This window comes from Poseidonibacter ostreae (assembly GCF_009208075.1).
GTDB classification, from domain to species: domain Bacteria; phylum Campylobacterota; class Campylobacteria; order Campylobacterales; family Arcobacteraceae; genus Poseidonibacter; species Poseidonibacter ostreae.
Genome location: NZ_WFKJ01000061.1, coordinates 1 through 12,737, shown reverse-complemented (window position 1 = coordinate 12,737; position 12,737 = coordinate 1). Strand labels below are relative to the sequence as shown.

The following is a 12,737-nucleotide window of genomic DNA, read 5'->3' as shown; positions in this document are numbered from 1 at the left end:
AAATCCTATGATTTGATTTTATTAATTTCTACGCCTTTACCTAAATAATATATAACTCCAAGATTATATTGTACACCTCCATCTCCTTGATTATCTATTGGTTCCAAAATTGAGTATTCTTTTTTATAATCTCTACTCTCATATGTTTTTAGTCTGTCAGTATAAGGACTATAAAACATACACTTATAAACAATAATATAAATAGAATAAACTTCTACATTCATCTCTATTCTTATTTATTACTACTCTTATAGAATAATAAATCTTGGCAACTGACAAATTATATGTAAACTTTCTTGTAAACTATTTGTAAATTATTATGTAAACTTAGAAATATGGTTTTGTAAAGTTTACTACAATTAAGTCCTATACCGTAGGTGTTTTGAAGAATTATTAAAAAAAAGGAAACGGAAGAGTATTTTTTTTCTTGTAATGTCTTTTTTTAATTGCCATTCCAGTTTACAAAAAATATGTTATAATTTGTTTTTATTTTATTACTTTATTTAATCATAAAGCGTTGTACCATCATCGTAACTAAGTGGGTTAGTATTGAAAAGTTTACCTGTAACTTTTATATTAGACTATTTAAAAACAGTGCAGCTCAATATGAGTAAAGTTATCAGACTTTTAAAAACTGTAGAGCCTTTAAAGGTAAGGATGTAACCTTATTTAAATTACAATAGCTTCAAGTTTAAATACTTGATATTTTGTTGATGCTTCAAAAGAGAACTAAAAAGTAGATTGACTTAACACGTACCTTATATATTGAGATAAGGAATAAATTTATTATGATTAACTAACGAAAGTAGCTTTTATGTGATTTTTTTAATTGCATTTATATCACTATAAGATATATACTCTCTTAATGTTGATATCTTTATACTACTCTTTTAAACAAAAGTTTCTAACTTATCTTTTCTCTTTTTCCAATCAGGCATATAAGTATCTAAGTAGTTATAAAATTCTCTACTATGATTAGGATGAACTAAATGAGCCAACTCATGAAAAATCACATATTCTATTGATTCTCTTCTCTTTTTAATTAACTCACTATTTAAATTTATATAGCCTTTTGAAGTATTACAAGACCCCCATCTTGTTTTCATTTGTCGAATTTTTATATTTTTTACTTCTTTTTTAACTATTGACAAATATTCATTAACTACCTTTTGGAAGTATTTTTCTGCTTTTAATATATACCATTCATTAAGCAGTTTTTGCTTTTTATTTAAGTTAGTTTTATCTTTGACAAATACTTGAATATAACCTCTTAAAAGCTTTACTTGCTCTATCTTAGATTCAATAACTTTAAGTCTGTAATTTTTACCTAAATATTTAAAACTTTCGCCACTAACATACTCTTTTTCTTCTACTTTATTATTGGCTTCAAAAAAATCTACTTTTTTAGATATCCAATTTTTTCTTTTTTCTAAAATATAAGATATATGTTTATCATCTGTTTTTAAAGGAACAGTCAATATCACATCACAAGTTGGTTTTACTTTTAGTGTGATATTTTTTATATCTTTTCTTATAATTTTTACATTATGAATAGTTATTGATTCCAAGATTTCTTATCCTACCTATAATTTCATCTGTATTTTCAAACTGTATTTTATATTCATCTTCTAAATCCCATAGTATATCTTCAATTTGACCTTCTATTTGATTTGTCACATCACTATTATTTGTCCAGTCTGGTTTTTTAGAAACTTCATTAAATATGTTATTTACTTTAATTACTATCTCTTCTAAGACATCATCTTCTTTTATTAGACCAGATATAAATTCTCCAAGATTATCATAAAATGCAATTGCACACTTATTATTTCTAATGCTTTCAGGATAGTTGTTTTTTTCAGTGGTATTTTTAGACATAAGTAAACTTCTTATATCTTTTGCATGTTTTAATTTTTCTTCTTCTGATAATCTACTATCTTTGTACTCTTCAAGGATTTCTTGAATTCTAGCTGCCAATTTTTCATAGTATGCAGGATTTGATTCCATTTTTTCATTAATTGTTGCAGTTGATGCACTTAATATTGCATCTGCTCTTGCATTATCTCCAACAATTCTTTCAATTTCACTATCAAAATCTTCATCAAAAATATTAACTAATTTTGTTAATTGATTAACATCGTCAGCACTTATAAAGGTATCAAGTAGTTTTTGCATTTGCTTTTCATACTTACCAAAATCAACCGTCTCATGGTATCTAATTTTTATACTTACTCTTAAATTAGAATAAAATTTCATTTTAGTTCTAAAAGCTGATATTTCTTCTTCTGAAAATATTTCATTTATTTTATCAGAAGACAATGAAAGTTTTAATGCTCTTCCATAATTTGATAAGTACTCATAAAACTCTTTTCTTTTTTCTTCATCTGCTAAAAACACCTCATAACTTTCTTGGTCATTTTTATTTTCTACATTTTTAAATAACTCTTCTAAATGAGAATAAAAAGTTTTTAATTTTGCTATTTCATTTTTGATATCAACAACAGCTCCAACTAAATCTTCCTCTTCAAAACCATCAAGTGAAGAATATGAAGTTAATGCACTATCAAGATTACCTAACAATCCTCTATAATCAATAATAAATCCAAAGTCTTTACCATCATAAAGTCTATTAACTCTGGCTATTGCTTGTAAAAGGTTATGCTCTTTTAGCTCTTTATCTATATAAAGTACCGTTGCTCTTGGTGCATCAAAACCCGTCAGAAGCTTATCAACAACAATAAGAAGTTCTAACTCATCACCTTCAATAAACTCATCTTTTATTTTTTCTAAATATCTATCTTCATCACCATATTTTTTGATAATCTTTCGCCACTCTTCATTGATAAAAGTTTTATTATCATCGTCAATGTTTTCATGTCCTTCTCTACTATCTGGTGCAGATATGACAAAGGCACTTTTTACATTTCCTAACTCTTCAAAAAGTTTATGATACTTGATAGCTTCAAATTTACTACTTGTTGCTAACATAGCTTTAAAACCAGTATTTTTTATATTTTTTACAAAATGACTATCAATATCTAACATAATGATTTCAAGTCTTTGTTCACTAGAGGCTAGTCTTTGAAATTTAACCCATTTTCTGGCTAAATCTCTTTTTTGTTCTTCACTTAAATCTCTAGAAATAATATCAAATCGTCTTTGTAGTCCTCTTTCATCACTTACCCATTGTTCTACTAATCTTCCCTCATAAAGTAAAGGTAAAACAGCTCCGTCTTTTACTGCTTGGTCAATAGTATATTTATGAAGTAGTCCACCAAATTTTGAGATAGTACTTTTTTCTTTTTTCATAAGAGGAGTACCTGTAAATCCTAAATAACAAGAACTAGGAAATACTTTTTTCATAGCTCTATTTAGATTCCCACCTTGTGTTCTATGAGATTCGTCAACAAGTATAAAAATATTAGGGTCATTTAGTACTACTTTTTCTTTTGCAACTGTTTCAAACTTATGTATAAGTGTAGTGATAACACTCTTACCACTTTGTAGTAAACTAACTAAATGTCTACCATTTTTTGCTCTTTGAGCTTCTATCTCACTATTTTTAAAAGTTGAGTGTATCTGTCTATCTAAATCTTTTCTATCAGTTACTACAATAATTTTTGAATTTAATATTTCTCTTTTTATTACTCTTGTTAGCATCACCATTGTTAGAGATTTACCACTACCTTGAGTATGCCAGATAAGACCTCCTCCTCTTTTTCCCGTATTATCTAACTTTTCTATTTTTCTAACTATTTCTTTAATAGCAAAAAACTGTTGGTATCTTGCTATTTTTTTTATTTTATTATCAAATATAATAAATGAGTGTAAAAGTTGAATTACTCTATTTTTATTAAAAAGTGAATATATAGTACTATCTAATTTACTTGCTGTTCTATTAATAACTAATTTTTCTAGTTGTTTATTTGTATCTTCTTCCCAAGTTGCATAAAACTTTTTGGGTGTTCCTGTTGTCGCATATTTAGGAGAGTGATTATTTCCTGCAAGTGTTATTTGAACATATTTAAATAGTTGTCCTATCTCACCTTTTAACTGATTTCTAATCATTTGAGAAATTCCCTGTTCCGTATCTACACTCGATTTTTTAAGTTCAATTACACCAAAAGGAATACCATTTATAAATAAAACTATATCAGGTCTTCTTGTTTTTTCTGTCTCATTTTGAATCGTTCTTGATACTGTAAATTCTTCAGTAAAATGAAATACATTATTTTCAGGGTTCATAAAATCAATATACTTAAATGAAAAACTTTTTGTAGCTCCATCAATGAGCTCTTCTTGATAAGAGTTACCAAGTATTAATTGGTCTGATACTCTTCCATTAGCAGTCATCAAACCTTCGTTTAATGACTCATCTAAAGAAGCTATTGCATTTGCTATATTTTTAGAAGAAAAAGGATAAGTATTATTTTTATATTCAAAGTTATTTAACTCTTGAAGTTGCTTTACAAGGATATCTTTTAATACAACTTCTCCTAGCTTTCCATTTCTAAGGTTTACATTATCTACTTGTGATATAAACTTATAACCCATGGACTTTAATAAATTTATTGTGTTATTTTGTAATTGTTTTTCTGCTGATATATCTGGAATCATTAGTCTTCCTTTTTATCCTGTAAGTTTTTAGGTAGAAAAGTATTCATCTCATCATCATCTGCTTTTGGTTTTTCATTTCCATTTAATGCAATAGAAGCTTTTGTATAATCATTATTATTAGTTTTAAGTGCATTTGAATATACTTGACTTAATTCATTAGTAAGAGCATCTCTTTTTTTTGAAATAGCTTTTTTATCAAAAATCTCATTTTTTATATCTGTTAGTAAATTTAAATGTTTTTCTCTCATTAACCATAATTGACTAGCTGTATTTTGATGTTCTAACATTTCTTTTTCTGGACTAAAACTTAATTGAAATATTAAAAAAAGAGATTCTAATACAGTTAAAAATATACCTACATATAGATATTTCTTCTCATCAGGATTAAATATTTGTAAAAATAGACTTAGAAATACTAAGCCTATTATTATTATATTACCCCATTTAATACCTGTAGAGTATCCTCTTTTTCTTATGACAGCCATTTCTTGTGTTTTTTGAGAATATACTACATTCCCTAGTGATTGTTTTATGATTTCAAAATTATTACTATCCATTATTCATCCTCTTTTACTGGAATATCTATTCTTTCTCTAGCTACACATTTGTTATCTTTAATAATATAACACTCAACATAATGTTCACCTCTATATCTTGTATTTTCAGTCTTATTATTAAAACCTTTGTCTATCGTAATCTCACCTCGTAAATCATCTTTAGCTTCAATACCAAAGTTTCTTACCTTCCAATAAACACTATAAGGTTTAGGTACAGTATTATTTTGGATATAAAATTCTAGTTTTTTCTGAGGTTTTAATATAAATCTTTTCAATAGTTCAATAAGTGGTGTTTTTTGTTGAAATCCAGATTGAGTTACATTACAACCAATTTTTAATTTGAATCTACTATTTAAGTCTTGTGTAAATAAATCTTCAATATATTCTTCACTTCTTGAATAATCCTCGTCAATAGACTTAACTCTAACACTTTTTTTCCATTTTGGAAACTTATCTCCAAATATCTTTCGCCATTGCTCAGAGGATTTGTAGTATTTGCCTTTAGACTCAAAAGTCATTGCTTTTTTAGAACGACTTATAGCTGTCTCTACATATGTTTTATTATCCCATATAACTTTATTTGAGATATATTCAAAAAATAGTTTTGACAATTCAGAATCAGATAAAGATTCATCATATTTATCTCTTAAAAAATCAATTACATAATTTTCAATTTCAAAAGATTTCATTTTTAACGAAGGTGCATTTCTTTTCCAACTTTTCATCATTCTAGACATTTTTGCAGTTTGACCATCAGTTAAACTATTTGAACTTCTAAACAGTTTAATATCTTTTCTCGGGTCAAAGTTTTCCCAATTTCCACCATTTTCAGTATTTGGTATCTTAAAACTACCATCTGCATTTTCCTATGCAGGTAATACTTCCACATTGTGCTTATTTTCTGCAAATTTAACAAGTACAACTTTACCCCATCCCTTGATTGTATTAGTTGTGGAATATGTAGTACTTAATACATCTTTCACTTTTTGTAATAATGCAGATTGACCATTACTTTCATAATTATCGTATTTTCCAAATTCACTATCTGGCATAATAAAAATAACATCAACATCTTGTTGTGCTGTAATAGGTCTAATATTAGTCTTTTTTTTGTATGAACCAAAAAGAAATTTACTATTCCCATTATAAACACTATTAAAGTAATAATTATGTAATGTCTTACAAACTCCATCAAATTTTGTTTTTGCATCTGCTTCTTGAATATCGGTTAACCTAATATTTGAGTTAAAAATTTCAAATTGTTTTTTCATATTTTCACTCTCACTTCACCAGTAAGAAGTTTTTGCATTAAACCTCTTTTTTGCTCATTTAAATGAGCAAACTCATCTTCCAATAAACTTATTTCCTTATTAGATAATTCCAATATTGTCATAATTCTTTCTTCCTCTTCTTTTGGAGGAACTTTTACTTCTAATTCTTGGTATTCTGAAATCCAATATCTTTTATGGTCATCGGAAACAAAATTAATCATTTGCATTAACTCATAGACTAACTTAATATTTATAGAACTATCTTTTGCTTTTAATATTTTCATTGCAGACGATTTAGCTTTAAAAGCAAAATCAACAAATTTATTTGCTGTTGTAAAATCATCAAATATTATTACAGGTAAGTTTTCTTCTCGTATTCCTATCGTTTCATTTGTATACCCTAATATAAATGTTTTTCCTGCCGTTAATACTGGTGTTTTATATGAATCATTATAATTAGTATTAGATACTAAATATTTAGTTGGTTGCTCATAGTCAAGAAGTTCTCCTAATTTTTTAAATTTCCATTCTTTTTTTCCTACACCACTTAGTAAGCGTTGAACAAGTTCTTTTCTTTGAGATTTTTTAATAGCTATTAATTCTTTTTGTTTTTTTATACCACTATTCCATACATTTAGTATTTTAGATATTTTATTTTGTTCTTTTAAAGGAGGAAGGGGGAATATAAATTTTTTAAATTCCTTAAAATGAACTCTTTTTTTCTCTTCTAAACTACCTGTAGCCATACGATTGTAATGAAACATTATTCTCTCAGACTTTAAATATGCATAAAAGTAATCTTTGTTTACAATCTTTTCATCAACATTAAAAATATTATAATAAGAAGATACTCTAAGTGCTTTTTCATTTTTATACAAAGCTAATGCACCAAACCTTAAATTCATTGGGTTATAAGCGAAATCTCCTTCCTCTATCATTTTATAAGCATCCGTAGTATCTTTAACTAAATGTTCTCTTTCATATTGCGCTGGTTTGGGGATGACTCCATTGGCAATTGTTAAACTACCCATCCCAACGGTTACGTCATTACAATATATTATTTTCTCTTTAATAAAAGATGATAATAATTTTTCAGACCAATCAATAGGTACTGCTCCTACCTTTGTCTGTTTATAGTTCTGTTGTATAGTTTCCATTTTACAGACCTAATTCTTTTAGGTATTTATTCATTTCAGATTTTACTTCTATCAATTCAGATTCAATTATCTTAATATTATTTTTAATTGTTTTCATATCAATTTTCTTTTCTTCTTCAAAAGTATCAACATATCTTGGTATATTTAGATTATATTCATTTTCTTTTATTTCATCTAATGTTGAAATATATGAATATTTTTTATGTTCAACTTTGTTTCTATAAGTATCAAGTATTTTTTCAATATGTTCATCATCTATACTATTTTGACTCTTGTCCTTATTGAAATTATTACTTGCATCAATAAATAATACATCAGTATTATCTTTTTGTTTTTTAAATATAAGTATTACAGCAGGAATATTTGTACCAAAGAATAGGTTTGCAGGTAATCCAATAACTGTATCCAGTAAGTTTTCATCTATAAGTTGCTTTCTTATTTTCCCCTCACTTGCACTTCTAAAAAGAACACCATGAGGTAAAACTACTCCCATTCTTCCATGTTCATTTAAACTTGCTACCATATGTTGAATAAAGGCATAATCACCTTTACTCTTTGGTGGGATTCCTCTTTCGAATCTTTTATATTTATCATCTGTAGCTTCTTCTGCACCCCACTTGTCAAGTGAAAAAGGAGGATTAGCAACTACAATATCAAACTTCATTAAATGGTCATTTTCTAAGTGAAGTGGATTGTTTATAGTATCTCCCCACTCAATAACTGCATCATTTATATCATGTAAGAACATATTCATTTTACATAAAGCAACAGTAGCATTTTTACTTTCTTGACCGTAAATTCTAAAGTTGTTATTACCTACCTCTTTACTTGCTTTAATAAGTAATGAACCTGAACCACAAGTTGGGTCATAAATTCTATCTCCCTCATTCGCTTCAACAAGTTTTGAAAGTAATGTAGATACTGCACTAGGAGTAAAAAATTCTCCTCCTTTTTTACCTGCATCCCCTGCAAAATTAGATATAAGATATTCATAACTATCACCTATTACATCATTGCCTTCTAACATTGAAGGTCTTAAATCAAGTCTTGTATCATCAAAATCTTCAAGTAAATTTCGTAAGATTTTATTTTTTTCTTTAGTTCTTCCAAATATTGTCTCACTATTAAAACTAATCTCTCTAAATACACCATCAAGTTTTTCTTTATTATCTTCTTCAATTCTTTCTAGTACTTTATCAATAACTTCACCTAAATTTTCAGCTTCTTTATGTTGTAAAATGTATTCAAATGTACACTTTTCATCAAGCTTAAACTTTTCTCGATTTAAACTCTTTTGAATTCTATCTTGGTTATCACCATATTTAACAGTTAAATCTTCAAGTTTTTCTTTGTAAAAATCAGATAAATATTTAACAAATAACATTGTAAGAACATAATCTTTATACTGGCTACTATCCATTGTTGTTCTAAATGTATCACACGCTTTCCATACTATTCCATTGATTGTTTCTTGAGTTGTTTTAGTCATTTGTTATCTCCTGATTTATTATTGTTTCAAATACTTTACTTGTATATTTTTGTTTTTCTTCTATTAACTGATTTAAAAGTTTTATCTCTTTATATGATAGAGCTTGAATCTCAGCAACTTTATCTTGTGTTTCTTTTTTAGGTAGTGTTATTTCTAATTCACCAATAAATTTAACATTTAACATAGATACAGCAGAGCCTTGACTATATAATTGTTTTTTTACATATGATGAGTTTAAATAATTAACTAAAAATAGAGGATTAACATCACTCTTTTTAGTTCTTATTATTGCAGCCAATGATGAGATTATAGTATCAGTATAGTCCTCATCTATATATACTGCAATGTTAGGTTCTCTAAGCCTAATAAGTATGTCACCTTTTTGTAAAAGGTTTTCTTCTTTTATTTCTTCATTTGCAGTAAATTCTTCTGCAAATGAATGGTCATAATAACCATTCTCACTAAATGATTTAAGAGAGATTACATTATAATCTTTCTTAAATTCAGATTGCTGTGAGGCTTTCTTTCTTGATAAAACTAAGCCAGTCTTAATTGTCGTTAGGTGGTTCATTTTTATTTTCAAAGCTTCTCCTTTTTGGATTTTTTATTGTCAAATATGTAGTTCTCTTTGAATTATTTAGATATTAAAAGTATAGATATCTTGTATCTTTTGACTTTAGTCACCTTTTTTTATATCTCTTGTTATTTAATTTTTTAGGGAGAGGTTGTTTACTTAGTTGTTTTGATATAAAATCTTTTTCTTGACTAATTAATTGAAATTCATCAAACATAACTGAAAGTTGTTGTAAATCTTTATTAATCCAACCTAACACTTTTATAATATCATCATGAAACTGTGTTAATTGTGTCTGATTAAAAATTGGTTCATAATGAAAAACTCTATTTCTTAAATCTCTTATATTATTAATTATATTTCCTATTAATATTTTATCACTATCTATAGAATTAATAATAGTATAGTTAGGAAAGACTAAAGGAAATATCTTCCTCCACATATTAGTATATTTGCTATCTGTAGATGATAAAATTTTGGTCCAAAATCCGAAGTTAAGTTCAGCAATTATTTTGCCGTCATTTAACATTATTCCTCTTCTTGTTAAATTATGTTTTGCCCCACATATCATTTTCCAACATTCGAAAGAGTGCTTTTCTCTTCTTTTTTGATATCGTTCTCTTGAATCAGGTTGATTTAAAAAAAAGAAATTATTATGAGGGTATATTATTTTAAAACTATCGAAAATCGCATTTCTTAATGCAACTTCAAGATTTTGTAAGAGAAAATAAAAATTCTCTGCAATTTTTGCATTTAATACATAATTAATAAGAGTAGACTTATTTGAATTAGAATGATTATGATAAGTAGATAGTCTATTTACTGAAATTGTTTTCTCTATATTATGAAAAAATGTATTGGTCATGGAGAAGTCCTTTAATCTTAAATTTAGTATTGATATATTATAATTCTTGTAATAAGCCCCATGCATCACCCGAAGTTTAAGTAGGTTTTGCCTCTCATTATGACGCTGGCTGGGGTACTGACTATTCTAATGATAAATAATCACATCAAATTTCTCAACCTATACAACTTAAGAAATATTTTATTTCAAGTCTCTTTAAATTAATATCATGAAGATTTTTAATTGTCAAAACACTCGTAAACAATTGAATATTAACACTTAGTATCTTAAATTAAACTTAATATGTTAATATTTATAGTGTCAAATTTAAAGTAAACAAGTATAAAACTGCTTTTATGTATATAAATTCAATATAGATTCTCGTCCACTTTCTGGCGATAGTTTTGCATATCTCATTGTCATTTTTATATCCTTGTGATTTAGTAGTTTTTGAATAGTATAAATAGGTGTTCCATTTATAGCTAAATGAGATGCAAAAGTATGTCTAAGTGTATGAAAAACTACTTTGTTCTTTCTATCTTGCGTATCAATTTCATCATTAAAAAGAGAATTTAAGATTTTACGCAATCTTTTTTCAGGATTTGATTTAAATATATTTTCATTTAGTTTTAATAGTCTAACCCTATCTTGTAAAAGTGCTGAAACCTCTTCTGTCAAAAAACCTTTATATGATGAATTGTTTTTTGTATCTTTTAAGGTTATAAGTTTATGTGTAAAATCAATATCTTGTTTCTTTATAAGAAGTAGAGTTGATAGCCTTGAGCCAATATTAAGCGCTAGTTTAAATATTAATCGTGCATCCTTATCATTTTCTACTGATTTAAAAAGTACGCGTATTTCATTTATTGTTAAGAATCTTTCTCTGTTATTATCAATTTTATTCTTATTAATATAAACTGTAAAATCATTCTTTAATAATTCTTCTTTTATCGAAAATTTAATTATGCTGATAAGTATAGAAAGAATGTTATTTACAGTCTTGCTGGATAATATGATATTTCTACTTGTTGTGGTTATTGATAGCCTTTTTATAAGTTTTTTAATATGTTCTTTGGTAACCATTTCTAAATCTACATCTTTAAAAAAAGTTTGAAGATGTTTATTACATGTTGCAATATCACTATTTTTACTTTTGCCTTCTTTTCTAGTCTCAAAATATTTATCGGCAAGATCATTTAATAGTAGTTTGATTTTTCTTTTTTTTACAGCTATAGCTGGAGGTTCTTCTCCAAGTCTTATCTTTGTAATTATTTCATTTCTTTTTTGATTAGAATAAGATTCCCTAACTCCTTCACTATATTTACCAATCTTTAATTCTTTAGTTTTATTATTGATATCTTTGTATGTGATATAATATGTTTTGTCTGGTTTATTATTTGTTTGTGAATTACGAAAATAAACACCTGTAAATTTTGTTTTTATTCTTAACATCTTTCCAACCTATTTCCAACCTAAAATTGTTTTTTATTATAATTATTAGTGATTATAGCAAATTGTTAAATTCAGTATAAGTACTATGGCATAGGGGCTTAGGGATGATTGTGGAACTTTGGGGATTATTGGAAATATACTATAATCAGGTTTCGGCCCCGGCGGTTGGGGGTTCGAATCCCTCCAGGCGTACCACTCTTCAAGTTTGATACTATCGGACTTATAGAACTTTTAAACTTCTTGTTTAAGGTTCAAAAAAAATCACTTTGCTAACCTATTGCTAACCATTATTTAAGTTTGACTTGATTAAGTCCTTTTTCATTAGGTTCAAAATTTATTGAATATCCCAAATTAGAACGACTTTTTATCAATTTAAAATAGGTTTTATCCCTTATTTTCTTGATAAGATTTCTGAATGTGTAAATTGAAACATCATCTTTTTTCCAAGACCTTTTTGTAATTATATCAACAGGAACAAGCTCTCCTCTATATTCAATAAGAGTAATCACAATCTCCCTTTCTATTTTAGTTAAGACTATTACCTTATTCTCTTGATTATATAATCTATCTAAGTACTTATTATAATAAAAACCTTCGCCTAAATCTATTCTTGAATCCAAATCATTTTCTATTAATCTTGATATATATTCTGAATCTGTTAAATCTTCTTTCTTGAGTTTAGAAGTGAATTTATCTTCTATTTGTTCTGATAATTTCAATTGAATAGTTAGCATATGTTCTCCTAAAATAATAAAAAATATTATACATTAAGTAGA

At 26.7% G+C, this 12,737-nt stretch carries 12 protein-coding genes; all 12 read right to left on the bottom strand.

Annotation, left to right across the window (positions count from 1 at the left end; all coding sequences use genetic code 11):
- Positions 1-5: 5 nt before the first annotated feature.
- Entirely contained in the window at positions 6-224 is a 219-nt protein-coding gene (locus GBG18_RS13940; protein WP_152192030.1) for a sel1 repeat family protein, read from the bottom strand.
- A gap of 666 nt (positions 225-890) precedes the next feature.
- Positions 891-1,568 carry a M48 family metallopeptidase gene (locus GBG18_RS13935; RefSeq protein WP_226896395.1) on the bottom strand — a complete coding sequence of 226 codons (678 nt, stop codon included), beginning with the start codon at positions 1,566-1,568 and terminating at the stop codon, positions 891-893.
- Positions 1,546-4,617, bottom strand: coding sequence for a type I restriction endonuclease subunit R (locus GBG18_RS13930; protein WP_152192028.1), 3,072 nt, complete (start codon positions 4,615-4,617; stop codon positions 1,546-1,548). The genes GBG18_RS13935 and GBG18_RS13930 overlap by 23 nt, the downstream gene beginning before the upstream one ends.
- On the bottom strand, positions 4,617-5,174 hold the full coding sequence (locus tag GBG18_RS13925; RefSeq protein ID WP_152192026.1) for an SLATT domain-containing protein: 558 nt from the start codon (positions 5,172-5,174) through the stop codon (positions 4,617-4,619). Before GBG18_RS13925 ends, GBG18_RS13930 begins: the two co-directional genes overlap by 1 nt.
- Positions 5,174-5,902: a nucleotide-binding domain-containing protein gene (locus tag GBG18_RS13920; protein ID WP_152192024.1), complete on the bottom strand. Its 729-nt coding sequence runs from the start codon at positions 5,900-5,902 to the stop codon at positions 5,174-5,176. Before GBG18_RS13920 ends, GBG18_RS13925 begins: the two co-directional genes overlap by 1 nt.
- Positions 5,903-6,040: 138 nt before the next feature.
- Positions 6,041-6,445, bottom strand: coding sequence for an SMODS domain-containing nucleotidyltransferase (locus GBG18_RS13915; protein ID WP_152192023.1), 405 nt, complete (start codon positions 6,443-6,445; stop codon positions 6,041-6,043).
- Positions 6,442-7,602, bottom strand: coding sequence for a restriction endonuclease subunit S (locus tag GBG18_RS13910; RefSeq protein WP_226896394.1), 1,161 nt, complete (start codon positions 7,600-7,602; stop codon positions 6,442-6,444). Before GBG18_RS13910 ends, GBG18_RS13915 begins: the two co-directional genes overlap by 4 nt.
- A 1-nt stretch (position 7,603) precedes the next feature.
- Positions 7,604-9,091: a type I restriction-modification system subunit M gene (locus GBG18_RS13905; RefSeq protein WP_152192021.1), complete on the bottom strand. Its 1,488-nt coding sequence runs from the start codon at positions 9,089-9,091 to the stop codon at positions 7,604-7,606.
- Positions 9,084-9,674, bottom strand: coding sequence for a restriction endonuclease subunit S (locus GBG18_RS13900; protein ID WP_226896393.1), 591 nt, complete (start codon positions 9,672-9,674; stop codon positions 9,084-9,086). The genes GBG18_RS13905 and GBG18_RS13900 overlap by 8 nt, the downstream gene beginning before the upstream one ends.
- A 97-nt stretch (positions 9,675-9,771) precedes the next feature.
- The gene (locus GBG18_RS13895; RefSeq protein ID WP_193311160.1) at positions 9,772-10,530 is read right to left on the bottom strand and encodes an Abi family protein; all 759 of its coding nucleotides are present in this window, start codon (positions 10,528-10,530) and stop codon (positions 9,772-9,774) included.
- A gap of 333 nt (positions 10,531-10,863) precedes the next feature.
- Positions 10,864-11,961, bottom strand: coding sequence for a tyrosine-type recombinase/integrase (locus tag GBG18_RS13890; protein ID WP_152192018.1), 1,098 nt, complete (start codon positions 11,959-11,961; stop codon positions 10,864-10,866).
- A gap of 287 nt (positions 11,962-12,248) precedes the next feature.
- Entirely contained in the window at positions 12,249-12,695 is a 447-nt protein-coding gene (locus tag GBG18_RS13885; RefSeq protein ID WP_152192016.1) for a helix-turn-helix domain-containing protein, read from the bottom strand.
- Positions 12,696-12,737: the final 42 nt, after the last annotated feature.

What these genes read in the sequence shown, in the direction of transcription:
- GBG18_RS13940 (WP_152192030.1), bottom strand. Translation starts at nt 224, where the DNA reads ATGAATGTAGAAGTTTATTCTATTTATATTATTGTTTATAAGTGTATG.
- GBG18_RS13930 (WP_152192028.1), bottom strand. Translation starts at nt 4,617, where the DNA reads ATGATTCCAGATATATCAGCAGAAAAACAATTACAAAATAACACAATA.
- GBG18_RS13925 (WP_152192026.1), bottom strand. Translation starts at nt 5,174, where the DNA reads ATGGATAGTAATAATTTTGAAATCATAAAACAATCACTAGGGAATGTA.
- GBG18_RS13920 (WP_152192024.1), bottom strand. Translation starts at nt 5,902, where the DNA reads ATGATGAAAAGTTGGAAAAGAAATGCACCTTCGTTAAAAATGAAATCT.
- GBG18_RS13915 (WP_152192023.1), bottom strand. Translation starts at nt 6,445, where the DNA reads ATGAAAAAACAATTTGAAATTTTTAACTCAAATATTAGGTTAACCGAT.
- GBG18_RS13910 (WP_226896394.1), bottom strand. Translation starts at nt 7,602, where the DNA reads ATGGAAACTATACAACAGAACTATAAACAGACAAAGGTAGGAGCAGTA.
- GBG18_RS13905 (WP_152192021.1), bottom strand. Translation starts at nt 9,091, where the DNA reads ATGACTAAAACAACTCAAGAAACAATCAATGGAATAGTATGGAAAGCG.
- GBG18_RS13895 (WP_193311160.1), bottom strand. Translation starts at nt 10,530, where the DNA reads ATGACCAATACATTTTTTCATAATATAGAGAAAACAATTTCAGTAAAT.
- GBG18_RS13890 (WP_152192018.1), bottom strand. Translation starts at nt 11,961, where the DNA reads ATGTTAAGAATAAAAACAAAATTTACAGGTGTTTATTTTCGTAATTCA.
- GBG18_RS13885 (WP_152192016.1), bottom strand. Translation starts at nt 12,695, where the DNA reads ATGCTAACTATTCAATTGAAATTATCAGAACAAATAGAAGATAAATTC.